This window comes from Nocardioides sp. NPDC047086, assembly GCF_040643685.1.
Classification (GTDB): domain Bacteria; phylum Actinomycetota; class Actinomycetes; order Propionibacteriales; family Nocardioidaceae; genus Nocardioides.
In genome coordinates this window covers 62,806-89,456 of the sequence record NZ_JBEYUV010000026.1, presented here as the reverse complement: position 1 = coordinate 89,456, position 26,651 = coordinate 62,806, and the positions used below count along the sequence as shown (strand labels likewise).

Below are 26,651 nucleotides of genomic sequence, written 5' to 3'. Positions count from 1 at the left end.
TCCGCTGGGGGGGGGTGTGGTCGGGCTCCCCCCACCTGCTCCAAACCCCCTAACCCGTCGGGGGGGGGGGGGGGGCGGGGGGGGGGGGGGGGGCGCCCCCCCCCCCCCCCCTTCTCGGCTCCCGGTGTGGAGAAGCCGATCGCCGAGGTCAGAGCGGAGATAGAGGACCGATCGGCCGTGGCGGGCCGAGGTCAGCAGCCCGGCCGCGCGCATCGCCCGCAGGTGCTGGTTGACGGCGGTGGGGGGTCACCCCGAGGCGTACGGCCAGCTCGGTCGAGGAGGCCGGGGCCTCCAGCAGGTGGAGGAGCCCGGAGCGGGTCTCGCCGATGAGGTCGCTCAGCGCCCGCGGTGCGTGCGGCCGGTCGCTGGTCCAGAGAGTGCCGAGGCCACGCGCCGGGTAGAACATGACCGGCGGCTCCGCGGGCGAGATCGGCGTCGACGGGTTGCGGGTGAACAGGGCGGGCACGAGGGTGAGCCCGTCGCCCGCGGTCGTACGCCGGTAGTCGACCTTCGACGTGGTGAGCCGGATCGCGAGGACGTCGTCGGCGAGGGTGACCCGCGGCGCAGCACGGCCTGCGGGCGTCCGTCCAGGACGGCCGGCGGGCCGGTCTCGAAGTGGACGGCGGCGAGGTCGGCGCGGACACGGTCCGGCGGGGTCGCGGCGACCACCTCGAGCTCGTCCTCGAGCCGGGCCAGCGGGGTGCGCGGGCGCGGGTTGAGGAAGTCCGGCGTCCAGAGTCGCCCGTTAGTAAGGGCCAGCAGCGTCTCGCGATCCAGGTCCGCGGCGCCGACCTGGCGGAGCCAGGGCAGGTGGAGCGGGAACCGGCCGGGGTCGCGCAGCGCGCGCAGCGAGAGGGTGAGCTCGTTGAGCGGCGAGATGGCGAACCGGACCTCGCTCAGGTCGGGACCGGCCAGCTCGTACCTGATCATGAAGCAATACGCTACATCGTTAGCGCGCGCGGGCGGGGGGTGCGACAACTGGGCCCATGATCCGACCTCCCAGCGACCCGGTCGAGCGCCCGCTCGTCGGTGCTGTCGCGGCCCTCTCGCTCGCCCGTGGCATGTTCTTCGCGGTCAGCGCGCTCTACTTCACCCGCACGGTAGGCCTCTCCGCGGTGACCGTCGGCATCGGGCTGACCGTCGCCGGGGGAGTCGGTGTCGTGGCGACGTACGCAGGCGGGCGGCTCAGCGACCGATGGGGCGCCGACCGGGTGCAGCTGTGGGCGATGGCGAGCTACGGCATCGCCCTGCTGGCCTACGCCCTGGCCCGCGACGTGGTCGCGTTCGTGCTGGTCGCGACGTGGGTCTCGGCCTCGCGAGGCTTCCAGTCGAGCGCTCAGTCGACGCTCGTCGCGCGCTGGTTCGACGGCCCCGACCGGGTCGCCGTACGTGCCCGGCTGCGTGTGGTCATGAACGTGATGATCGGCGTCGGGACCGGCCTCGCGGCCGGTGCGCTGGCGGTGGACACCGGGGCCGCGTATCGCACCACGATGGTGCTCGTCGGGGTGCTCACCACGCTCGCGGCGGTCCCGCTCGTCGGGCTCAGGCGAAGGGTCGCCGGCCTGGCCGCGTGCATGGATGCCGGTGCCGGGAGGACGGTGGCCGCCGGGCCCTCACCGCTGCGCGACCGCACCTATGTGACCGCGACGGTGCTCAGCGGGGTGATGGCGATCCACTTCGGGGTGACGTCGATCGGGGTGCCGCTGTGGGTCGCCGACCACACCGGCGCACCGACGGTCCTGGTCTCGCTGCTGCTGGTGGTGAACACCGTCTACGTCGCGCTCTTCCAGGTGCGGGCCTCGCGCGGCACCCACGACATCGCCACGGCGGGCAGAGCGGTGCGAGGCGCCGGGTTCCTGCTGCTCGCCGCCTGCCTCCTCTTCGCCGCGGCGGCGTACGTCGGTCCGGCGGTCGCCACCTGCGTGCTCCTGCTCGCCGCGGTGGCCGCCTCGGCGGCCGAGACGCGCGGGGATGCGGGCAGCTGGGGACTGGCCTTCGAGCTCGCCGACCAGGAGCGGGCGGGTGCCTACCAGGGCGTGAGTCAGATGGGCTACGCGCTGGCCCACATGCTCGCGCCCCTGGTGGTGACCGCCACCGCGATCGACCACGGCACCGGCGGCTGGACGGTGCTGGGCGCGCTCTTCGCCGTCACCGGCATCCTCACCGCGGTGCTCGCCCGGCACGCGGCCGCGGCGCGCGCCCAGGCTGAGCCTCAGCGCAGCGAGTACGTCGCCAGCGAGACGCCGGTGTAGTGCACGATGAAGGCGAGGATCGTGAAGGTGTGGAAGACCTCGTGGAAGCCGAACCACTGCGGCCACGGGTTGGGCCGCTTGAAGCCGTAGATGACGCCGCCGGCGGTGTAGAGCGCGCCACCGACGCAGATCAGCGTGAAGGTGGCGATCCCGATGCCGAGGCCCAGGGCGACCGCGCCGGAGAAGAAGGACGGGATGAAGAAGATCGCCGCCCAGCCGAGGGCGATGTAGTTCGGGACGTACAGCCAGCGCGGTGCCTCGGGCCAGAACACCCGGAAGAAGACGCCCAGGATGGCGCCGGTCCAGACCACCGAGAGCAGCACGACCTGGGTGACGCCGTCGAGGAGCAGCAGCGAGAAGGGGGTGTAGGAGCCCGCGATCATCAGCATGATGTTGGCGTGGTCCCAGCGCTTCAAGATCGTGTGGGCGCGGGGATTCCACTTACCCATCGCGTTGCCGCGGTGGTAGACCGCGGAGACCGTGAAGAGCAGCAGCGCGGCCATCGTGAACACCGCGGCGCCGATCCGTGGCGCGCCCGCGGGGGCGAGCACGATCAGCACGATCCCGGCGGCGAGGGTGAGCGGGGCGCTGGCCAGGTGGATCCAGCCGCGCAGCTTCGGGAGGGCCTCGTGAACGGTCGAGGAGACCGAGTCGGTGATGTTGCCGACCTTGAGGCGCATCGCGTCTGTCATCTCACTCATGACGGCTAAGAGTATCGGCACACCCTGAAGATCAGGTGAATCCTGTCCCGCTGGGTGATGTCGCCGCGCCGCCGATACCCTTCTCCTCGTGGCAGACTGGAAGGAAGGCGTACGTCGGGTTCTCTACCCAGCCTACGAGGCGCGGATGCTCCGCAAGCTCGACACCTCCAAGCTGCCCAAGCACGTCGGGGTGATGCTCGACGGCAACCGCCGCTGGGCCAAAGAGGTCGGCCAGTCGACCGCCCACGGCCACCGGGCCGGCGCCGCCAACATCGAGCCGCTGCTCACTTGGTGCGACGAGATCGGCATCGAGGTGGTCACCCTGTGGCTGCTCTCCACCGACAACCTCAACCGCCCCGCCGACGAGCTGGCACCGCTCCTCGAGATCATCGCCGACGCGGTCGACTCGCTGGCCGACGTACGCCGCTGGCGGCTGCACCCGGTCGGCGCGCTCGACCTCCTGCCCGACTGGCTGTCCCAGCGCCTCAAGGCCGCCGAGGAGGCGACCCGCGACGTCGACGGGATGCTGGTCAACGTCGCGGTCGGCTACGGCGGCCGCCGCGAGATCGCCGATGCCGTACGCGCCCTGCTCAACGAGCACGCCACCCGCGGCACCTCGCTGGAGGAGCTCGCCCAGATCATCGACGTCGAGCACATCGCCGACCACCTCTACACCAAGGGCCAGCCCGACCCCGACCTGGTGATCCGTACGTCGGGGGAGCAGCGCCTGGGCGGGTTCCTGCTGTGGCAGAGCGCGAAGTCGGAGTTCTACTTCTGCGAGGCCTACTGGCCCGACTTCCGGCGCACCGACTTCCTGCGTGCCCTGCGGGCCTACGCCCACCGGGAGCGTCGCCTCGGCAGGTGACCGCTGGCCGGAACATTCGGCCCTGTCACCAGGTGTTCACAAAGAAAAATGCCTCGTGTTGCCGCGGACTGTTGGTCCGGCGTCGTAGCGTTGTACCAACGGCGGGGAACAAATTCCCGTCGCACCTGGAGGCCCGTTACGTGAGTAGTCACGAACCGAACCTGCGTCAGGATCTCATCGATCCTGATGGGTGTGAGGCGGTCGGCACCCCGACTGACGGTCCACCGTCCGGTCCATCTGATCAATGATGAAATGGCCGGACTCATGGGTGTATGAGCCGGTCGCGAGAGGTGATCCGCGTGGCCAACCGAACCACGAACGAGCATGTCACCGAGGCCGATTCGTCGGCCGCTCCGACACCGGCGTCGGGGTCTTCCCCCTCGGGCACTGCCCCGTCCGAGAGCGAGTCGCCTTCAGTGCGTACGTTCGTTCTCGACACCAGCGTCCTGCTCTCGGACCCGAAGGCCATGACGCGCTTCGCCGAGCACGAGGTCGTGCTCCCGGTGGTGGTCATCACCGAGCTCGAGGGAAAGCGGCACCACCCGGAGCTGGGCTACTTCGCCCGCGCCGCACTCCGGCAGCTCGACGGGCTGCGGATCACCCACGGTCGCCTGGACACCGCGGTCCCGGTCGGCGAGGACGGCGGCACCATCCGTGTCGAGCTCAACCACACCGACCCGTCCTCGCTGCCGAGCGGCTTCCGGCTCGGGGACAACGACACCCGGATCCTCGCGGTCGCGCGCAACCTGAAGGGCGACGGGCTCGACGTCACCCTGGTCTCCAAGGACCTGCCGATGCGGATCAAGGCGTCCGCGGTCGGGCTCAAGGCCGAGGACTACCGCGGTGAGCGGATCAACGACTCCGACCCGGGCTACTCCGGCATGGCCGAGCTGGACGTCGCCGCAGCGGCGCTCGACGAGCTCTACGACGATGGCGTCCTGGACCTCGACGAGGCTCGCGACCTGCCCTGTCACACCGGCCTGGTGCTGATGTCGGACCGCGGCACCGCGCTGGGTCGGGTCGGCCCCGACAAGCAGGTCCACCTGGTCCGCGGTGACCGGGAGGTCTTCGGGATCCACGGCCGCTCCGCGGAGCAGCGGATCGCGCTGGAGATGCTGCTCGACCCCGAGGTCGGCATCGTCTCCCTCGGTGGCCGGGCCGGCACCGGGAAGTCCGCGCTGGCGCTGTGCGCCGGGCTGGAGGCGGTCATGGAGCGCAACCAGCACAAGAAGGTGCTCATCTTCCGCCCGCTCTTCGCCGTCGGCGGCCAGGAGCTCGGCTATCTGCCCGGCACCGAGGGCGAGAAGATGTCGCCGTGGGGCCAGGCGGTCTTCGACACCCTCTCCGCGGTGACCACGCAGGACGTGATCGACGAGATCATCGACCGGGGCATGCTGGAGGTGCTGCCGCTGACCCACATCCGCGGCCGGTCGCTGCACGATTCGTTCGTGATCGTCGACGAGGCGCAGTCGCTGGAGCGCAACGTGCTGCTGACGGTGCTGTCCCGCATCGGCGCCAACTCGAAGGTCGTGCTCACCCACGACGTCGCCCAGCGCGACAACCTCCGGGTCGGACGTCACGACGGCGTGGTCGCGGTGATCGAGAAGCTGAAGGGCCACCCGCTCTTCTCCCACGTCACCCTGACCCGCTCCGAGCGCTCGCCGATCGCCGCACTGGTCACCGAGATGCTGGAGAACGTGGTCCCGTGACGCCGTAATCATTGTCACGTCAACGGCCCCAGACCGGTAAGGTCTGGGGCCGTTGTGGTTTCTGTGACTCGTGTTACGGAAGTGATGCTCAGGACGGTCATTTCTGACCTACAAACGGTGCGTCCGGTTTGATACAGGGTTGGTGCTCATGCATTGTTTGCGGGTCTGTAATGCCTCAGCCCCCGAATGAGAGCCCGTGACCAAGCCTGTTCATCGTGCCCCGCGACATCGCGGTGCACCAGCGAATCCGCTTGTCGACGTTCCGCACAAGGCTGCGCGTACGACCGCCAAGACAACCCTCCTCCTCTCCGTGCTCGCCCTCGGCGGGACCGGCGCCGCAGTCGCAGGCGGGGTGGCCTACACCGGCCCCGCCACCGACGACCCGACGCTCAGCGCGGGTGAGGCGGCAGCCGCCGACATCCCCGAGCTGACCGACGCCCAGCGTGCCGCCATCGAGGCCGAGTCCGCCGCCCGCGGCGGCGAGACCTCTCTGTCGCGTTCGGCCGGTGACCGCCGCGAGGTCGCGGACCCCGGCAAGCAGGCCGCCCTGTCGGCCGGCGAGGACGTCCGCGCCATCGCCGGCGTCGAAGAGATCGAGATCGATCTGCGCAACCCCAAGGACATCGCCAAGTCGATGCTGGGTGACTTCGGCTGGGGCCTGGACCAGTTCTCCTGCCTCGAGCCGCTGTGGGAGAAGGAGTCGGGCTGGAACACCACCGCCGCTAACCCCTCCTCCAGCGCCTACGGCATCCCGCAGGCCCTCCCCGGCTCCAAGATGGCCTCCGCCGGCGAGGACTGGGAGACCAACCCCGCCACCCAGATCGAGTGGGGCCTGGGCTACATCAACGACCGCTACGGTTCCCCTTGCGGCGCCTGGAGCCACTCCCAGTCGGTCGGCTGGTACTGACCTCTCGCCCAGTCGGCTCATCCTGACGTCAGAACGCGTCGAGTCGGCTCATCCTGACGTGAAATCTCGCCGAGTCGGCGCGTTATAACGCGCCGACTCGGCGATGTTTTTGGTCAAGATGAGCCGACTCGGCGATGTTTTGGTCAGGGGCGGGTCATCGACTCGACGTCGAGGGCTTCGTCCAGCTGGGCCTCGGTGAGGGTGCCGTCGGCGACGTAGCCGAGATCGATGACGGTGTCCTTGATCGTGGCGCCCTCGGCGAGGGCCTGCTTGGCGACCTTGGCGGCGGCCTCGTAGCCGATGTACTTGTTGAGCGGCGTGACGATCGAGGGGGAGGACTCGGCGTAGGCGCGCAGGCGCTCGGGGACGGGCACGATCCCGTCGACGGTGCGCTCGGCCAGGACGGTCATCGCGGTCGAGAGCAGGCGGATGGACTCCAGGATGTTGCGGGCCATCACGGGCATCGCGACGTTGAGCTCGAAGGCGCCCGAGGCGCCGGCAGCGGTCACCGCGGCATCGTTTCCGATCACCTGGAAGGCCACCATCAAGGTCGCCTCGGGTACGACCGGGTTGACCTTGCCGGGCATGATCGAGGAGCCCGGCTGCAGGTCGGGCAGGTGGATCTCGGCCAGGCCGGTGGTGGGGCCCGAGGACATCCAGCGCAGGTCGTTGTTGATCTTGATCAGGCCGACCGCGATCGTCTTCAGGACGCCGGAGAGCTCGACCAGCGAGTCGCGGGTGCCCTGGGCCTCGAAGTGGTTGCGGGCCTCGGTGAACGGCTGGCCGGTGCGGTTGGACAACTCGGCGATCACGGCCTGCGGGAATCCCGCGGGCGTGTTGATGCCGGTGCCGACCGCGGTGCCGCCCAGCGCCAGCTCGCGCACCCTCGGGAGCACGGACTCGAGCCGCTCGGCCGCGTAGCGGACGGTGGCTGCGTACCCTCCGAACTCCTGGCCCAGCGTGACCGGGGTGGCGTCCATCAGGTGCGTACGTCCCGACTTCACCAGGCCGGAGAACTCCTCGGCCTTCGCCTCGAGCGAGCTGGCGAGCACGTCGATCGCGGGCAGCAGCTGCTCGCTGACGGCGACGGCGGCGGCGACGTGGATGGCGGTCGGGAAGGTGTCGTTGGAGGACTGGGAGGCGTTGACGTGGTCGTTGGGATGTACGTCGCCCCCTGCCTTGGCCACCAGCGAGGCGATCACCTCGTTGGCGTTCATGTTGGAGGAGGTGCCGGAGCCGGTCTGGAAGACGTCGATCGGGAAGGCGTCGTCGTGACGACCCTCGGAGACCTCGCCGGCGGCGGCGATGATCGCCTCGGCCTTGTCGCCGGGGAGCACACCGAGGTCGAAGTTTGCCTTGGCGGCGGCCGCCTTCACATGACCGATCGCATGGATCAGCGCCGGCTCGATCGGAGTGCCCGAGATGGGGAAGTTCTCCACGGCCCGCTGGGTCTGGGCGCGCCACAGCGCGTCCTTCGGGACCCGGACCTCACCCATGGAGTCGTGCTCGATGCGAAAGCTCATGTCGTCCATGTCTGGTTCAACCTTTGACTAGTTGGTGCCATTCCCGTGCGAGACCGTGCCCACGTAGAGCCAGTAGGTCTCCGAGTGGCCTTGCAGGTCGACGGGGTAGGAGAGCGCCTCGGCATCGTCGAAGACGTGCCTCATCACCTCCAGCAGCGCCGGAGCCTCCGCCGCCGACCACACCACCACGGTGCCACCCGGGGCCGTGGCCCGCCGGGCGTCGCCCAGTGCCGGCGCCTCGTAGAGGGCTCCGTTGGCGTCATGGACCAGATAGCCGGGGCCGTTGTCCACGTCGAGCAGCACGACGTCGTACGCCTCGCCCCGGCTCTCCCGCAGGACCACCGCCACGTCGGCGACCTCGATGCGGACGCGCTCGTCCGCCACCAGGCCGGGGCCGTGGGGGATCCGGCCGGTCCGCATCCACTCGACCAGACGCGGCTCGATCTCGACGACCGTCACCGCCTCGACCCGCGGGTCGCTCAGCACGGCCTCGAGGGTGAACCCGAGCCCGAGGCCACCGATGAGCACGTGCTTCGGCTCCGGGTGCAGCTCGAGGGCGCGCGTGGCCAGCGCCTTCTCGGTCGAGGTCTCCCGGGTGTCCATCACGAAGATCCCGTTGGCCCGCAGCTCCAGGTGGCCGTCCGCCCGGTGCTTCAGGACCAGGCCACCATCGACGATCACCGACTCCATCCCATTCACGGTTCCATTGTGTCGGATGTGGGTACCGGGTCGGACATGAGCGATGACGACACCCAGTTCCCCGTCCAGCAGCAGGAGCCTCCCGGGCTCACCGATGAGATGGACCCCGTGCCCGACCACGGCGAGTCCAGCTACCAGGGCCACGGCCGCCTCGAGGGCAAGGTCGCGCTCATCACCGGTGCCGACTCCGGCATCGGCCGCGCGGTCGCCATCGCGTACGCCCGCGAGGGCGCCGACGTGGCCTTCACCTACCTCCCGGAGGAGGAGCCGGACGCGCAGGCGACCTCGAAGCTGGTCGAGGAGGCCGGGCGTACGCCGCTGGCCATGCCGATCGACCTGCGCGAGCGCGAGGCGTGCGACGAGGTCGTCGAGCGCACCGTGCAGGAGCTCGGGGGCCTCGACATCCTGGTCAACAACGCCGGCTACCAGTTCGCCCGAGACAAGGGCCTGACGGACATGGACGACGAGCGGATCGACCGGACCTTCAAGACCAACCTGTACGCGCTCCTCTGGCTGACCCGGGCAGCCGTCCCGCACCTGACGAAGAGCCAGGGCTGCGTCATCAACAACGCCTCCATCCAGGCGTACGAACCCTCGACCAGCCTGCTCGACTACGCCGCGACCAAGGCGGCCATCAACAACTTCACCGCCAACCTCGCCGCCGAGCTCGGACCCGACGGGGTCCGGGTGAACGCGGTGGCGCCGGGGCCGATCTGGACCCCGCTGCAGCCGGCGACGCAGGCGCCGGAGAAGGTGCAGAAGTTCGGAGCCAACACGCCGCTGGGGCGCGCCGGTCAGCCGGCCGAGGTCGCGCCGGCGTTCGTGTTCCTGGCTTCGCCGGCCGAGGCGTCCTACGTCTCCGGCACCGTCCTCGGGGTGACTGGGGGACGGCCGGTGTTCTGATGGCGACGGGCAGCTCTCACGGCGGCGTGATCGAGGGTGGTGGTCCGGACGAGGGGCCGGCGGAGCGGATCACCCGTAACTGGAACGAGCTCCTCCAGGAGCTTCGGGTGCTGCAGACGGGCGTGCAGATCCTGACCGGTTTCCTGCTGACGGTGCCCTTCTCACCCCGCTTCCCTGATCTGGCCGACCACCAGCAGACGATCTACCTGGTGGTGCTCGTCGGCTCGATCATCACCACCACCCTGATCATTGCCCCGGTCTCCTTCCACCGGATGCTGTTCCGCCGCCGGCAGCGACGCTGGCTGGTCACGGCCTCTCACCTCTGCGCCCGCGCCGGGCTGGTGGGCTTCGCGATCGTCTCGGCGCTGGTCGTGCTGCTCGTCTTCGACGTCGTCCTCACGTTCGGCGCCGGCGTCATCGCCGCCGTGGCCGTCCTGGTCCTCTTCATCGCGCTGTGGGCGGGACTGCCGCTGCTGAACGGGCGGAACAACTCTCACTGACCCCATGTGATGACCGCCACACCGGGAGTACGCTGGTCGGAAACCGAGTCTGGTGGGCTTATGTGGTCGTTCTTCTGGATCCTCGTCGCGGTGCTGCTCGGAGTGGCCGAGGCGTTCACGATGACGCTGGCGTTCGCTTTCGTCGCCGGCGGGGCGCTGCTTGCCGCGGGCGCCGCGGCTCTCGGCGCGCCGGTGCTGGTGCAGCTGCTCGTCTTCGCGGTCGCGGGCGGCGGCAGCGTGCTGCTGGTGCGGCCTGTCGCGCGTCGTCACATGTCCCTGCCGCCGGCGGTGAAGGACGGCACCGACGCTCTCATCGGTCGGCAGGCGGTCGTCACCGCGGAGGTCAGCTTCGATCACGGGCTGGTGCGCCTCGCCGGCGAGGAATGGTCGGCCAGGCCCTATGACGAGGACCTGATCATCCCGGTCGGTTGCCGGGTGGACGTACTCGAGATCGACGGCGCGACGGCGCTCGTGCACCCGCGCGACCCGCTGTCGCTGTCGCCTTAGAGGAGGGCGTACGAGATGGAACTTCTGCTGATCGTTCTGGTCATGGTCGCACTGGTGGTGGGCGCGGTCGCCTCGACGGTGCGGATCGTGCCACAGGCCCGGCGCTACAACATCGAGCGGTTCGGGCGCTATCGGATCACCCTGCAGCCAGGGCTCAACTTCGTGATCCCGCTGGTGGACCGGGTCAACACCAAGCTGGACGTACGTGAGACGGTCTACTCCTCCAACCCCCGGCCGGTGATCACCGAGGACAACCTGGTGGTCAACATCGACACGGTGCTCTACTACCAGATCACCGACCCGCGGGCGGCCGCCTACGAGGTCGCCAACTACCTGCAGGCGATCGACCAGCTCACCGTCACCACACTGCGCAACCTGATCGGCTCGATGGACCTGGAGCGCACCTTGACCTCGCGCGAGACGATCAACGCGCGGCTGCGTGAGGTGCTCGACGACGCCACCGGGAAATGGGGGATCCGGGTCAACCGCGTCGAGATCAAGGCGATCGACCCGCCGGCCTCGATCAAGGAGGCGATGGAGAAGCAGATGCGCGCCGAGCGTGACAAGCGCGCCGCGATCCTGCACGCGGAGGGCAAGCGGGCCTCGCTGATCCTCGAGGCCGAGGGCACCCGGCAGCGGTCCATCCTGGAGGCGGAGGGCAACCAGCAGGCACGCGTGCTCGAGGCCGAGGGTGAGGCCACGGCGCTCGAGAGGGTCTTCCAGGCGGTCCACGCCAACGACGCCGACGCCAAGGTCCTGGCCTACAAGTACCTCGAGATGCTGCCCTCGCTCGCCTCGCACGGCAACTCGTTCTGGGTCATCCCGGGCGAGCTGACCGAGGCGATGCGTACGGTCACCGGCGCCTTCGCCGACAACGCCGCCTCCCTGAGGCAGGCGAAGCCGTCGGAGAACGGCGCCGACCCACGACGTACGCCACCGGTCCCCTCGCCTCGCGACGCCATCGAGCAGGCCGAGCACGAGGCGGCCAAGGCGGTCGAGGCGGCCCACGAGGAGTCGGCGCGGGCGGATCGCATCATCGGGTGAGGCCGCCGGAGGTCACCGAAACCCGATTCCCGGGGGCACCCGGTCGCTGCCAGGATGGGCGGGTGCCGCTGCCCACCCCGACATTGAAGACGGAGCGGTTGCGGCTGCGGCCGTTCACCGATGCCGATGCCAAGCCGCTGTTCGCGCTCCAGAGCGACGCGTACGTCCTGCGCTACTGGGACTCGCCGCCCTGGACCGAGCCGGCGCGGGCCGAGCGGTTCATCGCCCGAAGCCACGCCATGGCCGAGGAGGGGAGCGGGGCGAGGGTGGTCATCGAGCGTGACTCCACCTTCGTCGGCTGGTGCACCCTGAACTCCTGGAACCCCGAGTTCCGCAGCGCCTCGCTGGGCTACTGCCTCGCCCGCGCCGGATGGGGGCAGGGGATCGCGACCGAGGCCGCGAGCGCGCTGCTGGGATGGGCGTTCGACACGCTGGACCTGAACCGGGTCCAGGCGGAGGCCGACACCCGCAACGGTGCCTCCGCCCGCGTCCTGGAGAAGCTCGGGTTCACGCTGGAGGGAACGCTGCGCGAGGACTGCGTGGTGAACGGCGACGTCTCGGACTCCTGGGTGTTCGGGCTGCTCCGGCGGGAGTGGCGCCCGGTCGGGTGAGCGGATCGCCGGCTCGAGAGGTGCTGATCTCCGGGCAACCGGGTACCGCACCGGACATGAGCCGACAACCGTTGCCAGCAGAGGGGCCCGACGACCCCGAGTACACCGGCGAGACCGAGGAGGTCGAGCAGACCGAGGAGACCGGTCAGGTCTCCGAGGCCGAGAACCTCGACGCCGACGAGAGCGGCACCCCGATCGCGCCGTCGGACGCGACCGCCGGCTACCCGCGCTCCGAGTCCGGCAGCCCCGACACCCAGGGCTCCGGACCCGGCGAGGCGCCGCCGGAGAACCGACGCGACAACGAGACCTGACGCCGGCCGGCGCAGGAGCTCAGCGTTCCTTGGAGCGCACCCGGATCCCGGTGAGGGGGACGGTGGTGGTGCCGGAGGGATCGGTGAAGAAGTCGTTGCCCTCGCCGTCGACGACGATGAAGGCCGGGAAGTTCTCGACCTCGATCTTCCAGACCGCCTCCATGCCGAGCTCGGGGTACTCGAGCACCTCGACGGACTTGATGCAGTCCTGAGCGAGGCGGGCGGCGGGGCCACCGATCGAGCCCAGGTAGAAGCCGCCGTAGGTCCCGCAGGCCTCGGCCACCACCTTGGAGCGGTTGCCCTTGGCGAGCATGACCATCGAGCCGCCGGCAGCCTGGAACTGCTCGACGTAGGAGTCCATCCGGCCGGCGGTGGTCGGGCCGAAGGAGCCGGACGCCATCCCCTCCGGCGTCTTGGCGGGCCCGGCGTAGTAGACCGGGTGGTTCTTCAGGTAGTCCGGCATCTCCTCGCCGGCGTCGAGGCGCTCCTTGATCTTGGCGTGCGCGATGTCGCGGGCCACGACCATCGGGCCGGACAGGGAGAGGCGGGTCTTGACCGGGTGCTGCGACAGCGTCGCCAGGATCTCCGACATCGGCTGGTTCAGGTCGATGTCCACGACCTCGCCGGCCGCGATCTCCTCGGCCATGCCGGCGTCGGGCATGTACTGCGCCGGGTCGGTCTCGAGCTGCTCGAGGAACACCCCGTCGCGGGTGATCTTGCCCAGCGCCTGGCGGTCGGCGGAGCAGGAGACCGCGATCGCCACCGGACAGCTCGCGCCGTGGCGGGGCAGGCGGACGACGCGTACGTCATGGCAGAAGTACTTGCCACCGAACTGGGCCCCGATCCCGAAGGACTGGGTGAGCTCGAAGACCTTCTCCTCGAGCTCGGTGTCGCGGAAGCCGTGGGCGCTCATCGAGCCCTCGGTCGGGAGGTTGTCGAGGTAGTGGGCCGAGGCGTACTTGGCCGTCTTCAGCGCGAACTCCGCGGAGGTCCCGCCGATGACGACGGCGAGGTGGTACGGCGGGCACGCAGCGGTGCCGAGCGAACGGATCTTCTCGTCGAGGAAGGTCAGGATCCGGTCGGGGTTGAGGATCGCCTTGGTCTCCTGGAACAGGAACGACTTGTTGGCGCTGCCGCCGCCCTTGGCCATGAAGAGGAACTTGTACTCCGGCCCGTTCTCACCCTCGGTGGTCGAGTAGATCTCGACCTGTGCGGGCAGGTTGGAGCCGGTGTTCTTCTCTTCGTAGGTGGTCAGTGGCGCCAGCTGGGAGTAGCGCAGGTTGAGCTTGGTGTAGGCGTCGAAGACACCCCGTGAGACCGTCTCGGCGTCGTCGGCGCCGGTCAGCACGCCCTCGGACTTCTTGCCCATCACGATCGCGGTGCCGGTGTCCTGGCACATCGGCAGGATCCCGCCGGCGGAGATGTTGACGTTCTTGAGCAGGTCGAGCGCGACGAAGCGGTCGTTGCCGGAGGCCTCGGGGTCGTCGATGATCTTGCGGAGCTGGCGCAGGTGGGCCGGGCGGAGGTACTGGTTGATGTCCTTCATCGCCTCGGCGGTCAGCTGCCGGATCGCCTCGGGGTCGACCTTGAGGAACTTGCGCCCGTCGACCTCGATCTCTTCCACCCCCTCGGTGGTGATCAGCCGGTAAGGAGTGTCGTCCTTGCCGGTCGGGAGGAGGTCGGAGTACCGGAACTCAACGTCAGCCACGGAAGAGGATCGTACGCCGCCGTGGCCCCGGTCCCGGCGTCGGCTCCGGCGCCGAGACCGAGGGCCACGACATCCTCAGGAGTGGTCGTGGACGACCACGCCGCGGATGTTGGCGCCGTTGAGCAGGTCGTCGTACCCCTCGTTGACCTGTTCGAGCGTGTAGGTGCGGGTGATGAGCTCGTCCAGCTTGATGTCGCCCTTCTGGTAGAGCCCGAGGATCCGCGGGATGTCGTACGTCGGGTTGCAGTCGCCGAACAGGCTTCCCTTGATCGTCTTGCGGAACAGCGTGGTCACCGCGCCGGAGAGCTGGATCGTCGGCTCGGTGAGCTTGTTGAGCCCGGTGAGGACCAGCACCCCGCCCTTGCCGATCACGTCGAAGCCGTCGGTGACGTTCTCGGTGGTGACCAGGCCCTGGGTGAGGATGGCGGAGTCGGCGAGCTGGCCGCGGGTGAGGTCGGTGACCGTGGCCAGCGCGGAGCCGGCGTCGGCGAAGGCGTGGGTCGCACCGAGCTGGAGGGCGGCCTCGCGCTTGTTCTCCAGCGGGTCGACGGCGACGACGTACTTGGCTCCCGACAGCCGCGCGCCCTGGACGGCGTTGATGCCGATGCCGCCGATGCCGTAGACCACGACCGTGTCGCCGGCCTTCACCGCCGCGGTGTTGACCGCGGACCCGAAGCCGGTGGGTACACCGCAGCCGACCAGCACGGCCGACTCGAGCGAGAGGTCGTCGTCGACCTTGACCACCGAGTTCTGGTGGATGACCCCGTACTGGCTGAAGGTCCCGAGCATGCACATCGCGCCGTACTGCCCGGCGGGCCCGGTGATCGGGAACCGCTCACCGGGCAGGTAGCCCTCCAGGATGGTCGCGCCCATGTCGCAGATGGACTGCTGGCCGTTGGAGCAGTAGCGGCAGGTGCCGCAGTTGGGGATGAAGGAGCACACCACGCGGTCGCCGGCCTTGACCCGGGTGACGCCGGGGCCGACCTCCTCGATGACGCCGGCGCCCTCGTGGCCGAGGACCATCGGGAGCCGGGCCTCGAGATCGCCGTGGGCGATGTGTACGTCGGAGTGGCACAGGCCCGCATGGGTGTAGCGGATCAGCACCTCGCCCGCCTGGGGCTTGTCGAGGTCGAGCTCCTCGATCACGATCGGTTTGCCGGGTTCGTAGACGACGGCTGCCTTGGTCTTCATGCTGACTCCTAGCGTGTTCCGGGATGGGAGCGGGGGATCCTTGCCACGGTCCCAGCGCGCCCGGCCGTCGGGTGTTCAGAACCTGAACAGTTCGCTTCCGGTCCGCCCGACCGCCGGTTAATGTGACGTAAGCCACATTCGATGGGGGGATGTTGTGCCGACCTCGACGTCATCGCCGGAACCGTCAGCGCCGGAGCGGATCGCCGCGTCGTGGCATCGCTCCCGGCTTGCCGGAGTCGACCCGGTGCGCGCCCACGGCTCGCTCTCGCCCGTCGACATCGACCCCCACGGATCCCTGTACGAGGCCGCCGGCCCGGTCCTGAAGGAGCTCGCCGAGAACCTCGACGGCACGACGTACGCCACGGTGCTGGTCGACCGGGACTGCCGGATCGTGCACCGCTGGTGCGGCCGGGCACAGGTGGCGAGAGCGTTCGACGGCCTCGGGGTGGACCTGGGCGCCAGCCTGCTCGAGGAGCGACTGGGCACGAACGCGCCGGGCACCGCGCTCGAGACCAGGCTCCCGGTGCAGGTGCACGGCCCCGAGCACTTCGCCGAGATGCTGCGCGACTTCAGCTGCTTCGCGATGCCGATCCGGCACCCGGTGACCCACCGGATCGAGGGTGTCCTCGACATCACCTCCCTCGCCAGCGACGCCAACCCGCTCCTGCGGCCGGTGGTGCAGCGCGCGGTGACTGACATCCAACGGCGCCTCCAGGACGGCAGCCGCACCACCGACAAGCAGCTGCTGCTGGCCTTCCACGAGGCCGTGGTGGGGTGTCGCGGTGCGCTGGTCGCGGTCGGTGAGAACCTGACCGTGGCCAACCAGACGGCCCAGGACACCCTGACCGGCGCGGACATCGCCGTCCTGCGGATCCTGCTCCAGGACGTACATCTTCCGGGGGTGACGGTCATGGACATGAACCTGGAGTCGGGGGAGTCGGTCCATGTGCATGCCGAGGTGCTCGACACCCGCCGCCTGGCCGCGCTGGTACGCATCGAGCCCCGCGAGCCACGACGCGGGCTCTCGGTCGGTGCGCGGTCGGAGACCGCACGGCAGCCGGGGACGATCCTGGTGGCCGGACCGCCGGGGTCCGGGCGTACGTCGCTGGCCAGGGAGCTCGCGCCGTCCTCTCCGATCACGCTGCTGACCGGTGCCACGACGGTCCTGGAGGGCGACGGCAACTGGGCCAAGCAGTTCCGGCGCCGGATGGCGGCCGGAGTGGGCACCGTCGTCATCGACGGCCTCGAGCTGCTCTCCGACGCCCTGCTCGGTGTCGTCGCGGACGCGCTGGATCGCCCGGACCGGGCTCATGTGGTGATGGTCTCGGCGCCGTTGGCCGAGCTGTCCGAGCACACCGCGGCGGTGGCCGCGCTGGCCTCCCGCGTCGAGGAGAAGCTGCCGCTGGCCGCGCGCCGCGACGAGATCCCCGGGCTGGCGCGCGAGCTGCTCTCCGGGATCAACCCGGACGCCTTCCTGACCCCCGGCGTCGAGCGGATGCTGGTCGAGCACCGCTGGCCGGGCAACGTACGCGAGCTGCGCGCGGTGCTGACCCATGCCGCCGCACGGCGCCGGTTCGGTGCGATCGTCGCCGCCGATCTGCCGCCCAAGCTCGGCTCCGTCCCGGGGCCGCGTTCGGCCGTGCGGCCGCTCGACCAGGCCGAGCGCGACGTCATCGTGCACGAGCTGATCAAGCACGACGGCAACAAGGCCGCGGTCGCCCGCGAGCTCGGGATCTCGCGCACCACGCTGTACGCCAAGATGCGGGCGCTGCGGATCTCGACCTACTAGCAGTGTCCCGCTGTGCGGGCCCTCGGGCTGCGAGCCTTCGGGGGTGCGCGCTATGGTCGGAGACGTCCACACGGGAGTCCGCGGCAGCGGGCTGAGAGGGAGCTGGAGCCGCTCCGACCGTTACACCTGATCCGGATCATGCCGGCGAAGGAAGTGATTGGTTGTGCTTCTTCCACGTATTTTTGCCCTGGTCTCCGCCAGCGATGACCTCGCCCTGCTGCCCGCGTTCGCCGAGGCCGGTGTCGCCGGCTTCCAGGTCCGCGACAAGGACGCGACCACGCGGGAGCTGCTCGCGCTGACGGCGACCGTGATCGAGCGGGTCGAGGCGTACGACGCCTGTGTGGTCGTCGACGACCGGCTCGACGTGGCGCTCGCCGCAGGCGCGCACGGCGTCCATCTCGGCGCTTCCGACCTCCCGGTGGCCGAGGCCCGGCGGATCGCCGATGCGGTCGCTCCGGGGCTGGTCATCGGCGCGACCTGCCGCGACCGTGCCGCGGTCGAGGCGGCCGCCGCCGCTGGTGCGGACTATGCCGGGTTCGGCCCGGTCTTCGCCACCTCGTCCAAGGCCGGTCTTCCCGACCCGTTGGGCGTCGAGGCGGTTGGGGCCGCGGCCGGGGCGCTGCCGCTGATCGCGATCGGTGGGATCTCGGCAGCGTCCGCCGGCGCGGTACGCGCCGCCGGTGCCCACGGGGTCGCCGTGATCGGCGGGCTCTGGCGACAACCGGACCCACACCGAGCAGCGAAGGAGCTCGTGGAAGCGGTCGGCTGATGCGGGTGCGGATCCTCGGTGCCGGGATCGTCGGGCTGTCCGTGGCCGACGAGCTGATCCGTCGCGGGCACGATGTCGAGGTTGTCGACCCGTCGCCGGGTTCCGGTGCGTCCTACGCCGCCGCCGGCATGCTCAGCCCGGCCGGCGAGGCCTGGTACGGCGAGGAGGACCTGACCCGGCTCTGCCTGTCCTCCCTGGCGCTCTGGCCCGACTTCGCCGCCCGGCTCGGGGTGCCGGTGCACACCCGCGGGACGCTGCTGGTCGGCGTCGACGCCGGCGACGTCCAGCAGGTCGAGCGGCAGCTCGCGGTGCTGGATCTCGCCGGCGTCTCCTACGAGAGGCTCCTGCGTCGCGAGCTGCTCGCTCGCGAACCGGGGCTCGGCCGGGTCGCCGGTGGCGCCTTCCTCGCCGAGGACCACTCGGTCGACCCGCGTGCGGTCGTCGCCGCGCTGCTCGATCGGGTCGGGGACCGTGTTGGTCTCGACACGGATTCGTTCGTTCCTCACGAATCCGGCTCGACCGACGGGATCACCGCTGGTCGAGGCGACGGGATCACCGCTGGTCGAGGCGACGGGATCACAGCTGGTCGAGGCGACGGGATCACCGCTGGTCGAGCCGCCGGAGCCGCTAGGCGGAGGCGTGTCGAGACCAACACAGCCGCTGAGGTGACAGTCATCGCCACCGGAGCGAACCTCCCCGCGCCGTACTCCGCGCTCATCCGGCCGGTGCGCGGAGACGTCGTGCGGGTGCGGACGCAGGAGCGGGTGGAGCGGACGGTGCGAGCCTGGGCGCACGGCGAGCAGATCTACGTGGTGCCGCGGGTCGACAGCGACGAGGTGGTCATCGGGGCCACCACCGAGGAGCGTGACGGTCCGCTGCTGCCGACCGTCGAGGGCGTGTGGCGCCTGCTCGACTCCGCCCGCCGGGTGGTGCCGGGGCTCGACCGGGCCGGCGTGGTCGAGGTGACCTCGCGGGACCGCCCGGGCACCGCCGACAACCTCCCGCTCGTCGGCCCGACCCACGAGCCGGGAGTCGTGCTCGCCGCGGGCGCCTACCGCAACGGGGTCCTGCTGGCGCCGCTCATCGCGCGGCTCGTCGCCCAGCACATCGAGACAGGGTCAGTGGAGCCCGCGGTGGATCCGCGCCGGTTCCGTACGAAGGAGGACGGATGAAGATCACCGTGAACGGCGAACAGATGGAGGTCGGTGGCACCGTCGCCGACCTGCTCGAGGCCAGGACCGGCGACCGGCGCCCGAGCGGCATCGCCGTCGCCGTGGACGAGGAGATCGTGCCGCGAGACGACTGGGCGCGCTGGCCACTCCAGGACGGTCATGTCGTCGAGATCGTGATGGCGGTGCAGGGCGGATGAGCGGCGTCTTGAAGATCGCCGGCCGCGAGCTGTCCTCGCGCCTCTTCCTCGGTACCGGCGGCCTGCCCAACCTGGCCCTGCTCCCGGACGTCATCGATGCGGCCGAGCCCGGCCTGGTGACGGTGTCGATGCGGCGTACGTCCTCGACGTCGGCCGGTGGCCTGCTGGAGAAGCTGCGTGCGGCGGAGGTGCCGATCCTGCCCAACACCGCGGGGTGCCTCTCTGCACGCGAGGCGGTGCTGACCGCCGAGCTGGCTCGCGAGGCGCTGGAGACCGACTGGGTCAAGCTGGAGGTGATCGGCGACGAGACCTCGCTGATGCCCGATGCCGTCGAGCTCGTCGATGCCGCCGAGCAGCTGGTGCGCAAGGGCTTCACGGTCCTTCCGTACGCCACCGACGACCCCGTCCTCGCCCGCCGGCTCGAGGACGCCGGCTGTGCGGCGGTGATGCCGCTCGGCTCGCCGATCGGGTCCGGGCTCGGCATCCTCAACCCTCATGCCATCGAGGCCGTCGTGGCCGCGGTGTCCGTCCCGGTCGTGCTCGACGCCGGCGTCGGGACTGCCTCGGATGCGGCCCTGGCGATGGAGCTCGGCTGCGCCGCCGTCCTCGCCGCCACCGCGGTGACCCGCGCTGACGACCCGGTCGGGATGGCTCGCGCGCTGCGGCTGGCGGTCGAGGCGGGCCACGCCGCCCGCGGCGCCGGCCGGATCCCACGCCAGGCTGTTGCCCGGGCCTCCTCGCCGATGGCGGGCCGGATCGCATGAACGCGCTACCGCGACTGCTCGTCCTGACCGACCGTTCCCAGCTGCCGCTCGGGCGCAGCCTGCTGGCGACGATGGCGGCGTGCGCCGAGGCCGGACTGACCCACGTCGTGCTCCGTGAGCTCGACGAGCCCCTGGAGCATCGGGCAAAGCTGGCCGAGCTGCTCGCTGCGCTCGGTCTGAACGTGATTGCCGCTCACACCCCGCTGCCCGCGGCGGTTGGGGTGCAGGTCCCGGCTCCCGCGAGCTGTAACACGTCGTTCGTAGGACTACTCGCCCTATTGGAGCGACCGGATAGTCGGTGTAACAGCGTGTTACACCTCGGCCGCAGCTGCCACCAGCCCGCCGAGATCGCCCGAGCGGCCGAGGACGGGTTCGACTACGCGATGCTGAGTCCCTACGCGCTGACCGAGTCGAAGCCGGGCTACGGGCCGCCGCTGGATCCGGACGCGTTCAGAGACCTGCCGCTCCCGACGTACGCACTCGGCGGGATCACCCCGGACAACGCCGCCGAGGCGGTCGGTGCCGGCGCGCACGGGGTCGCTGTGATGGGTGCGGTGATGCGCGCAGACGAGCCGGGACAGATCGTGCGCGACCTCCTTGCCGCCCTGGCCACGACGGGGGTGACCCGATGAACCCGCCGGTCGCGCTCACCGTCGCCGGCACCGACTCCGGGGGAGCGGCGGGCACGGCGGCCGATCTGGCCACCTTCGCCGCGCTCGGGGTCCACGGAGCCTGCGTGATCACCGCCGTCACCGCCCAGGACACGACCGGGGTCAGCGACATCCACGCCGTCCCGGTCGCCACGGTCGAGGCCCAGCTCCACGCCGTGTTCGACGATCTCCCCGTCGCAGCGGTCAAGACCGGCATGCTCGGCAGCGCCGGGGCGGTCGAACTCGTCGCGCGCATCTGCGCGGGCCGCCCGCTCGTCGTCGACCCCGTCCTCGTCGCCACCTCCGGCGCGGTTCTCGGCGGGGAGGACGTACGCCGGGCCTACCTCGACCATCTCCTCCCCGTCGCCACCGTCGTCACCCCCAACCTCGACGAGGCCCGGGCGTTGCTCGGCCACGATGGTTCGCCGGAAGAGCTCGCGGTTGCCCTCGCTGGTCTCGACATGCTCGCTGGCGCTCGCGGCTCGACCAGCGGGTGCGCCGTGATCGTCACCGGTGGCGACCCGGCGGCCACGGGCGAGTGCACCGACTGGTTCGCCGAGCCGGGGGAGCCGCCCGTCCCGATCAGCCACCCCGCCATCCGCACGGCCAACGACCACGGCACCGGCTGCACCTACAGCTCGGCCCTGGCCGCCCACCTCGCCCACGGCGCCCCGCTGCGCGAGGCGGCCGTGCAGGCCGCTGCGTACGTCGCCCGGCAGCTCGCCACCAGCCGGCACTGGACCCTCGGCCGCGGCCGAGGGCCGATCGCCCATCTCGCCACCAACCAGGTCAGCCCGACAAGCACCAAGGAGACCGCATGACCGTCCACCCCGCCCACACCCGCCTCGAGCTCGGCGACCTGAAGGTCCCGGTTACCCGGGTCGCGCTCACCAACGGCGAGACCTTCGACCGCTACTGCACCGAGGGCCCGGGATCCCAGCCGGAGCAGGGCCTGCCTCCGCGTCGCGACGAGTGGATCGACGAGCGAGGCGACACCGAGACGTACCAGGGCCGCCGGACCGAGCTGCTGGACAACGGCAAGGCAGCCGTACGCCGCGGCGCGGCCCGCCAGGAGTGGCAGGGCGAGCGCCGCGCCCCGCGCCGGGGCACGAACATCACCCAGATGCACTACGCGCGCCAGGGCATCATCACCAAGGAGATGGCCTACGTCGCGGTGCGGGAGAGCTGCGACCCCGAGCTGGTCCGCGAGGAGGTGGCGGCGGGCCGGGCGATCATCCCCAACAACGTCAACCACCCCGAGTCCGAGCCGATGATCATCGGGAAGCGGTTCCTGGTGAAGATCAACGCCAACATCGGCAACTCCGCGGTCACCTCCTCCATCGCCGAGGAGGTCGACAAGCTCACCCACGCGATCACCTGGGGTGCCGACACGGTGATGGACCTGAGCACCGGCGACGACATCCACACCACCCGCGAGTGGATCCTGCGCAACTCACCGGTCCCGATCGGCACCGTCCCGATCTACCAGGCCCTGGAGAAGGTCAACGGCGAGGCCGACAAGCTGACCTGGGAGGTGTTCCGCGACACCGTCATCGAGCAGGCCGAGCAGGGCGTCGACTACATGACGATCCACGCGGGGGTCCTGCTCCGCTACGTTCCGCTCACCGCCAACCGCGTCACCGGCATCGTGTCCCGAGGCGGCTCGATCATGGCTGGCTGGTGCCTTGCGCACCACCAGGAGAACTTCCTCTACACCCACTTCGACGAGCTCTGCGAGATCTTCAAGCAGTACGACGTCGCGTTCTCTCTCGGCGACGGCCTCCGCCCGGGCTCCACCGCCGACGCCAACGACGAGGCTCAGCTGAGCGAGCTGAGGACGCTGGCCGAGCTGACCGAGAGGGCCTGGGAGCACGACGTACAGGTCATGGTCGAGGGCCCCGGCCACGTCCCGCTCAACCTGGTCAAGGAGAACGTCGACCTCCAGCAGGAGTGGTGCCACGGCGCGCCGTTCTACACGCTGGGCCCGCTCGCCACCGACATCGCGCCCGGCTACGACCACATCACCAGCGCCATCGGCGCTGCCACGATCGCCATGCACGGCACCGCGATGCTCTGCTACGTCACCCCGAAGGAGCACCTCGGCCTGCCGGACAGGGACGACGTGAAGACCGGTGTGATCACCTACAAGCTCGCGGCCCACGCAGCCGACATCGCCAAGGGCCACCCGGGCGCGCGCGACCACGACGACGCGCTCTCCAAGGCCCGCTTCGAGTTCCGCTGGCGTGACCAGTTCGCACTCTCCCTGGACCCGGTCACCGCGGAGAGCTTCCACGACGAGACCCTGCCGGCGGAGGGCGCCAAGACCGCCCACTTCTGCTCCATGTGCGGCCCGAAGTTCTGCTCGATGAAGATCAGCCAGGACGTACGCGACCGCTTCGGCGGCAACGACGGCGCCTCCCCCGAGGAGATCGAGGCGGGGATGCTGGAGAAGTCGAAGGAGTTCGCGGCCGCGGGGAGCCGCGTGTATCTGCCGCTCGCCGACTGACGTGCCGTCGCCCGTCTCTCAGGGTCGAACCTGAGAGACGGGCGAGGTCTCCGCCGATAGCATTCAGGATCATGGGACTCCCTGAACCGCACCCCGGCCAGCCGCGCCGAGCCGACCTGCGCGTCAGCGATGCCGATCGGCATGCGGTGGCCGACATCCTGCGTGAGGCCGCGGGCGAGGGCCGGCTGGAGATCGACGAGCTCGAGGAGCGGCTCGAGGAGACCTACAAGGCCAAGACGTACGCCGATCTGGAGCCGATCACGCAGGACCTGCCGGTCGCGGGGCAGGCGCCGGTCATGCCACCACCGGCCGCGGCGCCGGCCACCGGCGCGGTGCCCGTCGTCTACGGCCAGGGCGAGGCGAACGACAGCGCCAGCGCGTTCCTGAGCAACGTCGAGCGCAAGGGCGTCTGGGTCGTTCCCCAGCATCTCTCGGTCAACGCGGTGCTGGGCGACGCCAACATCGACCTGCGCGAGGCGCACTACTCCGCGCGCGAGGTGGTCATCAACGCCACCTCGGTCCTGGGCAGCGTGAAGGTCACCGTGCCGCCGCACGTGCACGTGATCGTGGAGGGCAACGGCGTCCTCGGTGACTTCAAGGAGCCGTCCGAGAAGGTGCCCGAGGTGCTCACCGCGGACTCACCGGTGGTCAGAGTGCGAGGCATCGCGGTGCTGGGAGACGTGACCGTCAAGCGTCGGGGTCCGCGCGGTCCGAAGCGCACGCTGAAGCAGCACCTCGGCCTGGAATAGCCGTCGAGTGAATGCCATCGGGGGGATTACCGAGGCGTACCTCGGAGCCCCCCACTAACATTCGCCCCATGGGAACGACCCCCGAGCCATTCCGCGGCCAGAATCCTGATCCGAACCTCCGGATCAGCGATGCCGACCGCCACAAGGTGGCCGACATCCTGCGCGAGGCCGCGGGCGAGGGCCGCCTGGAGATCGACGAGCTCGATGACCGCCTCGAGGCGACCTTCAAGGCCAAGACGTACGCCGACCTGATCCCGATCACCGTCGACCTGCCGGCAGCGGGCACTCCGGCGCCGCCGGTCCCGCTCTCCAAGCCCGCACCCGGGAACAGTCCCGCGGTCTTCGCCGACAATCCGATCGAGAGCCAGCTCTACGTCGCGATCATGAGCGGCGTCGACCGGCGCGGGGTCTGGACGGTGCCGGCGACCGGCAACGTGATCGCCCTGATGGGTGGCGCCGACCTCGACATGCGTCAGGCGCAGTTCTCCGCGCAGGAGACCGTGATCTATGCCAACGCGATCATGGGTGGGGTCAACATCACCGTCGGCCCCGACGTCCAGGTCGTGATGCAGGGCGTCGGCATCATGGGCGGCTACGTCGGTCCGCGCGGGATCGAGCCGACCGGCGGTCCGGTGCTGCGGGTGAAGGGCCTGGCCCTGATGGGTGGCGTCAACGTCATCCGCAAGCCGTTGAAGGGGGCCGGCGGCCACAAGCAGCTGCGGATGCCGCCGCCGCCCGAGCTCCCGCCGCACGGCCTGCACTGAGCAACACCTCTCGGGGGATGGTCCGCTCCGCGGACCGATTTTGTCGTGCCTGGAAATGAGGCACTAACCTCGCCTGAACCAGTTATTGTGTAGTTACATTATAGACAAAGGAGTCTCGGGATGAAGCCGAAGTGGAGCGCACTGCTGGGCGCCGCGCTCGTGGCCGTCGTGGCCCTGGTCGCCGGACTCCTGGTCATCGGCCCGAAGACGCTCGCCGCCGACTCCGCTGCCGCCGACCCGTCGGCCGCGCCCGTCGAGGACCCCGCGGCCGAGCTCGCCGCCACGACCGACGAGCGCCGCAACATGGTCCTGATCCTGATGGACGACTTCTCCCTGGAGCTGCTCCGCACGATGCCGGAGGCGACGAAGATGGCCGCCGAGGGTGCGACCTACCAGAACTCCTTCGTCATCGACTCGCTGTGCTGCCCCTCGCGCGCGGCGCTGCTGACCGGGCAGACCCCGCACCACACCAAGGTCCTCACCAACACCCAGAACGACCCGGAGCACCCGGTCGGCGGCTGGTCGGCCTTCCAGCGCTACGGCAACGTCGAGAAGCAGTTCAGCATCGGCCTGCAGGAGGCCGGCTACACGACCGGGTTCGTGGGGAAGTACATCAACGCGTACGAGGCCACCATCGGCCCCGACGGCAAGCGCGTCCCGCCGCCCAAGGTGCCCGGCTGGGACTCCTGGAACGCGCTCCTCGGCGGCGCCTACGGCGGCTGGGGCTACCAGAGCACCTACCTCGACGGCGATGGCGAGGTGCAGCTCCACAACCACCCGCAGCCCGCGCGGAACGCCTCCGTGCAGGAGAAGGACGCGGCGTACGCCACCAACGTCACCCGCGATTACGCCCTTGACTTCATCAATGCTCACCGTGACGACGAGGACCCCTACTTCCTGGAGATCGCCGCCTACGGGCCGCACTCCCGCCTCGGCCACCACTACCCGGGCCTGGACACCTGGTTCCCGCCCGCGTTCGCCGACCAGGCGCCCGCCGGCAACCCCGCGGGCGGCAACTGCGGCCGGGTCGCGTGCGCCGACCTGACGCTGAAGGACCTCGTCGGCTACGACGACGACCGCTCGGACAACGCGCCCACCTACCTCGGTCGCGGAGGACGTACGTCGCAGGCTCCTGCCTGGCGCACCAACAAGGTCTCGCTGAGCGACGAGACGGCGCTGAGCCAGTACCGCGACCGCGCCCGGATGGTGCAGTCAATCGACCGGATGATCACCCAGGTCCGCCAGGCCGCCGGTGAGGACACCTACATCGTGCTGACCTCCGACAACGGCTTCCACCTGGGCCAGCACCAGCTCAACGGCGGCAAGGGTGCTCCCTACGACTCCGACACACGGGTCCCGATGGTCGTCGTCGGCCCCGACGTGGTGCCGGGCAAGCGCAGCCAGTTCGTCAACAACATCGACCTCGCGCCGACGTTCCTCGACATCGCCGGTGCTCCGACCCCGCCCTACGTCTCCGGGAGCTCGTTCGCGCAGTCCCTGAGCCGGCCGCGGCTGCCGGGTGGGAGGTACGCCTTCTTCGAGCACACCTACGCCAAGTCGCACCCCGGCGAGGTCGACCTCGACAGCGGCTCGGGCGGGACGATCGACATCATCCCGTCCTACATCGCCGTGCGCGGATCGCAGGGGCTGCTGGTCCGGTTCGACCTGGACAAGTCCTGGAAGGGCACCGACTACGCCTACGAGCTCTACCGCTACGACCGGCCGTGGGAGGACCGCAACGTCTTCGCCGAGGACCACGCGAAGCCGTACGCCCGTGACTTGATGCGCCGGCTCAACGCCTACGAGGGCTGTGCCCCGGCTGTGTGCCGGGCTTTGACCCGCTGATTTCGGATCTGGGCT

Annotated in this window: 27 protein-coding genes and 1 riboswitch; of the genes, 21 read left to right on the top strand and 6 right to left on the bottom strand. The window is 70.2% G+C overall.

The window, feature by feature from the left end; genetic code table 11:
* Window positions 1-336 precede the first annotated feature (336 nt).
* Window positions 337-930 carry a DUF5937 family protein gene (locus ABZ796_RS18800; RefSeq protein ID WP_357338828.1) on the bottom strand — a complete coding sequence of 198 codons (594 nt, stop codon included), beginning with the start codon at window positions 928-930 and terminating at the stop codon, window positions 337-339.
* 56 nt (window positions 931-986) lie between these two features.
* Between ABZ796_RS18800 and ABZ796_RS18795 the strand changes: the two genes are divergently transcribed.
* Window positions 987-2,252, top strand: a complete 1,266-nt coding sequence (locus ABZ796_RS18795) for an MFS transporter (RefSeq protein ID WP_357338827.1) — start codon at window positions 987-989, stop codon at window positions 2,250-2,252.
* Here ABZ796_RS18795 and ABZ796_RS18790 read toward each other — a convergent pair.
* The gene (locus ABZ796_RS18790) at window positions 2,213-2,953 is read right to left on the bottom strand and encodes a hemolysin III family protein (RefSeq protein WP_357338825.1); all 741 of its coding nucleotides are present in this window, start codon (window positions 2,951-2,953) and stop codon (window positions 2,213-2,215) included. The two genes, ABZ796_RS18795 and ABZ796_RS18790, sit on opposite strands and share 40 nt — an antisense overlap.
* Before the next feature lie 88 nt (window positions 2,954-3,041).
* Here ABZ796_RS18790 and ABZ796_RS18785 point away from each other — a divergent pair, with 88 nt between their 5' ends.
* The 3 genes from ABZ796_RS18785 (at window position 3,042) to ABZ796_RS18775 (ending at window position 6,434) form a co-directional block, all read left to right on the top strand.
* Window positions 3,042-3,818, top strand: a complete 777-nt coding sequence (locus tag ABZ796_RS18785) for an isoprenyl transferase (protein ID WP_141803327.1) — start codon at window positions 3,042-3,044, stop codon at window positions 3,816-3,818.
* A 299-nt stretch (window positions 3,819-4,117) separates the two neighbouring features.
* Window positions 4,118-5,527 (top strand): PhoH family protein, encoded by a 1,410-nt coding sequence (locus ABZ796_RS18780; protein WP_357338824.1) that lies wholly within the window; start codon window positions 4,118-4,120, stop codon window positions 5,525-5,527.
* A 196-nt stretch (window positions 5,528-5,723) separates the two neighbouring features.
* On the top strand, window positions 5,724-6,434 hold the full coding sequence (locus tag ABZ796_RS18775; RefSeq protein ID WP_357338823.1) for a lytic transglycosylase domain-containing protein: 711 nt from the start codon (window positions 5,724-5,726) through the stop codon (window positions 6,432-6,434).
* Between the two features lie 143 nt (window positions 6,435-6,577).
* On the opposite strand, the gene ABZ796_RS18770 is transcribed toward ABZ796_RS18775, so the two are convergent.
* Both ABZ796_RS18770 and ABZ796_RS18765 read right to left on the bottom strand, forming a co-directional pair.
* On the bottom strand, window positions 6,578-7,966 hold the full coding sequence (locus ABZ796_RS18770; protein ID WP_357338822.1) for a class II fumarate hydratase: 1,389 nt from the start codon (window positions 7,964-7,966) through the stop codon (window positions 6,578-6,580).
* Between the two features lie 18 nt (window positions 7,967-7,984).
* Entirely contained in the window at window positions 7,985-8,647 is a 663-nt protein-coding gene (locus ABZ796_RS18765; RefSeq protein WP_357338830.1) for a hypothetical protein, read from the bottom strand.
* Window positions 8,648-8,692: 45 nt separating this feature from the next.
* Here ABZ796_RS18765 and ABZ796_RS18760 point away from each other — a divergent pair, with 45 nt between their 5' ends.
* From ABZ796_RS18760 to ABZ796_RS18735, 6 genes are all read left to right on the top strand, one after another.
* On the top strand, window positions 8,693-9,559 hold the full coding sequence (locus ABZ796_RS18760; protein WP_357338820.1) for a glucose 1-dehydrogenase: 867 nt from the start codon (window positions 8,693-8,695) through the stop codon (window positions 9,557-9,559).
* Entirely contained in the window at window positions 9,559-10,059 is a 501-nt protein-coding gene (locus ABZ796_RS18755; protein WP_357338819.1) for a DUF6328 family protein, read from the top strand. The genes ABZ796_RS18760 and ABZ796_RS18755 overlap by 1 nt, the downstream gene beginning before the upstream one ends.
* Window positions 10,060-10,119: 60 nt before the next feature.
* The gene (locus ABZ796_RS18750; protein ID WP_357338818.1) at window positions 10,120-10,566 is read left to right on the top strand and encodes an NfeD family protein; all 447 of its coding nucleotides are present in this window, start codon (window positions 10,120-10,122) and stop codon (window positions 10,564-10,566) included.
* 15 nt (window positions 10,567-10,581) lie between these two features.
* A complete protein-coding gene (locus tag ABZ796_RS18745; RefSeq protein ID WP_357338817.1) occupies window positions 10,582-11,610 on the top strand; it encodes an SPFH domain-containing protein in 1,029 nt (342 codons plus the stop codon).
* A gap of 62 nt (window positions 11,611-11,672) precedes the next feature.
* Complete coding sequence (locus ABZ796_RS18740) at window positions 11,673-12,221, top strand: GNAT family protein (RefSeq protein WP_357338816.1); 549 nt, start codon at window positions 11,673-11,675, stop codon at window positions 12,219-12,221.
* Window positions 12,222-12,277: 56 nt separating this feature from the next.
* Complete coding sequence (locus tag ABZ796_RS18735) at window positions 12,278-12,532, top strand: hypothetical protein (protein WP_357338815.1); 255 nt, start codon at window positions 12,278-12,280, stop codon at window positions 12,530-12,532.
* A 19-nt stretch (window positions 12,533-12,551) separates the two neighbouring features.
* Here ABZ796_RS18735 and ABZ796_RS18730 read toward each other — a convergent pair whose 3' ends face one another.
* Both ABZ796_RS18730 and ABZ796_RS18725 read right to left on the bottom strand, forming a co-directional pair.
* Complete coding sequence (locus tag ABZ796_RS18730; protein ID WP_357338814.1) at window positions 12,552-14,240, bottom strand: fumarate hydratase; 1,689 nt, start codon at window positions 14,238-14,240, stop codon at window positions 12,552-12,554.
* A gap of 75 nt (window positions 14,241-14,315) precedes the next feature.
* Complete coding sequence (locus ABZ796_RS18725) at window positions 14,316-15,431, bottom strand: NDMA-dependent alcohol dehydrogenase (RefSeq protein WP_357338813.1); 1,116 nt, start codon at window positions 15,429-15,431, stop codon at window positions 14,316-14,318.
* 244 nt (window positions 15,432-15,675) lie between these two features.
* Here ABZ796_RS18725 and ABZ796_RS18720 point away from each other — a divergent pair, with 244 nt between their 5' ends.
* From ABZ796_RS18720 to ABZ796_RS18670, 11 genes are all read left to right on the top strand, one after another.
* Window positions 15,676-17,220 carry a helix-turn-helix domain-containing protein gene (locus ABZ796_RS18720; RefSeq protein WP_357338812.1) on the top strand — a complete coding sequence of 515 codons (1,545 nt, stop codon included), beginning with the start codon at window positions 15,676-15,678 and terminating at the stop codon, window positions 17,218-17,220.
* 60 nt (window positions 17,221-17,280) lie between these two features.
* Window positions 17,281-17,390, top strand: a riboswitch (TPP riboswitch).
* Entirely contained in the window at window positions 17,384-17,989 is a 606-nt protein-coding gene (gene thiE, locus ABZ796_RS18715; RefSeq protein WP_357338811.1) for a thiamine phosphate synthase, read from the top strand. Its footprint overlaps the riboswitch before it by 7 nt.
* Window positions 17,989-19,161, top strand: a complete 1,173-nt coding sequence (locus ABZ796_RS18710) for an FAD-dependent oxidoreductase (RefSeq protein ID WP_357338810.1) — start codon at window positions 17,989-17,991, stop codon at window positions 19,159-19,161. Before thiE ends, ABZ796_RS18710 begins: the two co-directional genes overlap by 1 nt.
* Window positions 19,158-19,358 carry a sulfur carrier protein ThiS gene (gene thiS, locus ABZ796_RS18705; RefSeq protein WP_357338809.1) on the top strand — a complete coding sequence of 67 codons (201 nt, stop codon included), beginning with the start codon at window positions 19,158-19,160 and terminating at the stop codon, window positions 19,356-19,358. Before ABZ796_RS18710 ends, thiS begins: the two co-directional genes overlap by 4 nt.
* The gene (locus ABZ796_RS18700; RefSeq protein WP_357338808.1) at window positions 19,355-20,122 is read left to right on the top strand and encodes a thiazole synthase; all 768 of its coding nucleotides are present in this window, start codon (window positions 19,355-19,357) and stop codon (window positions 20,120-20,122) included. Before thiS ends, ABZ796_RS18700 begins: the two co-directional genes overlap by 4 nt.
* On the top strand, window positions 20,119-20,754 hold the full coding sequence (locus ABZ796_RS18695; protein ID WP_357338807.1) for a thiamine phosphate synthase: 636 nt from the start codon (window positions 20,119-20,121) through the stop codon (window positions 20,752-20,754). The genes ABZ796_RS18700 and ABZ796_RS18695 overlap by 4 nt, the downstream gene beginning before the upstream one ends.
* Window positions 20,751-21,593, top strand: coding sequence for a bifunctional hydroxymethylpyrimidine kinase/phosphomethylpyrimidine kinase (gene thiD / locus ABZ796_RS18690; RefSeq protein ID WP_357338806.1), 843 nt, complete (start codon window positions 20,751-20,753; stop codon window positions 21,591-21,593). Before ABZ796_RS18695 ends, thiD begins: the two co-directional genes overlap by 4 nt.
* Window positions 21,590-23,278: a phosphomethylpyrimidine synthase ThiC gene (thiC, locus tag ABZ796_RS18685; RefSeq protein ID WP_357338805.1), complete on the top strand. Its 1,689-nt coding sequence runs from the start codon at window positions 21,590-21,592 to the stop codon at window positions 23,276-23,278. The genes thiD and thiC overlap by 4 nt, the downstream gene beginning before the upstream one ends.
* A 71-nt stretch (window positions 23,279-23,349) precedes the next feature.
* Window positions 23,350-24,027 (top strand): DUF1707 domain-containing protein, encoded by a 678-nt coding sequence (locus ABZ796_RS18680; protein WP_357338804.1) that lies wholly within the window; start codon window positions 23,350-23,352, stop codon window positions 24,025-24,027.
* Window positions 24,028-24,095: 68 nt separating this feature from the next.
* Window positions 24,096-24,791 (top strand): DUF1707 domain-containing protein, encoded by a 696-nt coding sequence (locus ABZ796_RS18675; RefSeq protein WP_357338803.1) that lies wholly within the window; start codon window positions 24,096-24,098, stop codon window positions 24,789-24,791.
* A gap of 120 nt (window positions 24,792-24,911) precedes the next feature.
* Complete coding sequence (locus ABZ796_RS18670; RefSeq protein ID WP_357338802.1) at window positions 24,912-26,636, top strand: sulfatase-like hydrolase/transferase; 1,725 nt, start codon at window positions 24,912-24,914, stop codon at window positions 26,634-26,636.
* The last annotated feature ends 15 nt before the right edge of the window (window positions 26,637-26,651 follow it).

Bases quoted from the DNA above. Each gene is read 5' to 3' on its own strand.
- ABZ796_RS18680 (WP_357338804.1), top strand. From the start codon at position 23,350: ATGGGACTCCCTGAACCGCACCCCGGCCAGCCGCGCCGAGCCGACCTG.
- thiS (WP_357338809.1), top strand. From the start codon at position 19,158: ATGAAGATCACCGTGAACGGCGAACAGATGGAGGTCGGTGGCACCGTC.
- ABZ796_RS18695 (WP_357338807.1), top strand. From the start codon at position 20,119: ATGAACGCGCTACCGCGACTGCTCGTCCTGACCGACCGTTCCCAGCTG.
- ABZ796_RS18790 (WP_357338825.1), bottom strand. From the start codon at position 2,953: ATGAGTGAGATGACAGACGCGATGCGCCTCAAGGTCGGCAACATCACC.
- ABZ796_RS18710 (WP_357338810.1), top strand. From the start codon at position 17,989: ATGCGGGTGCGGATCCTCGGTGCCGGGATCGTCGGGCTGTCCGTGGCC.
- ABZ796_RS18795 (WP_357338827.1), top strand. From the start codon at position 987: ATGATCCGACCTCCCAGCGACCCGGTCGAGCGCCCGCTCGTCGGTGCT.
- ABZ796_RS18765 (WP_357338830.1), bottom strand. From the start codon at position 8,647: ATGGAGTCGGTGATCGTCGATGGTGGCCTGGTCCTGAAGCACCGGGCG.
- ABZ796_RS18770 (WP_357338822.1), bottom strand. From the start codon at position 7,966: ATGGACGACATGAGCTTTCGCATCGAGCACGACTCCATGGGTGAGGTC.
- thiC (WP_357338805.1), top strand. From the start codon at position 21,590: ATGACCGTCCACCCCGCCCACACCCGCCTCGAGCTCGGCGACCTGAAG.
- thiD (WP_357338806.1), top strand. From the start codon at position 20,751: ATGAACCCGCCGGTCGCGCTCACCGTCGCCGGCACCGACTCCGGGGGA.
- ABZ796_RS18675 (WP_357338803.1), top strand. From the start codon at position 24,096: ATGGGAACGACCCCCGAGCCATTCCGCGGCCAGAATCCTGATCCGAAC.
- ABZ796_RS18750 (WP_357338818.1), top strand. From the start codon at position 10,120: ATGTGGTCGTTCTTCTGGATCCTCGTCGCGGTGCTGCTCGGAGTGGCC.
- ABZ796_RS18755 (WP_357338819.1), top strand. From the start codon at position 9,559: ATGGCGACGGGCAGCTCTCACGGCGGCGTGATCGAGGGTGGTGGTCCG.
- ABZ796_RS18745 (WP_357338817.1), top strand. From the start codon at position 10,582: ATGGAACTTCTGCTGATCGTTCTGGTCATGGTCGCACTGGTGGTGGGC.
- ABZ796_RS18725 (WP_357338813.1), bottom strand. From the start codon at position 15,431: ATGAAGACCAAGGCAGCCGTCGTCTACGAACCCGGCAAACCGATCGTG.
- ABZ796_RS18760 (WP_357338820.1), top strand. From the start codon at position 8,693: ATGAGCGATGACGACACCCAGTTCCCCGTCCAGCAGCAGGAGCCTCCC.
- ABZ796_RS18735 (WP_357338815.1), top strand. From the start codon at position 12,278: ATGAGCCGACAACCGTTGCCAGCAGAGGGGCCCGACGACCCCGAGTAC.
- ABZ796_RS18700 (WP_357338808.1), top strand. From the start codon at position 19,355: ATGAGCGGCGTCTTGAAGATCGCCGGCCGCGAGCTGTCCTCGCGCCTC.
- ABZ796_RS18800 (WP_357338828.1), bottom strand. From the start codon at position 930: ATGATCAGGTACGAGCTGGCCGGTCCCGACCTGAGCGAGGTCCGGTTC.
- ABZ796_RS18670 (WP_357338802.1), top strand. From the start codon at position 24,912: ATGAAGCCGAAGTGGAGCGCACTGCTGGGCGCCGCGCTCGTGGCCGTC.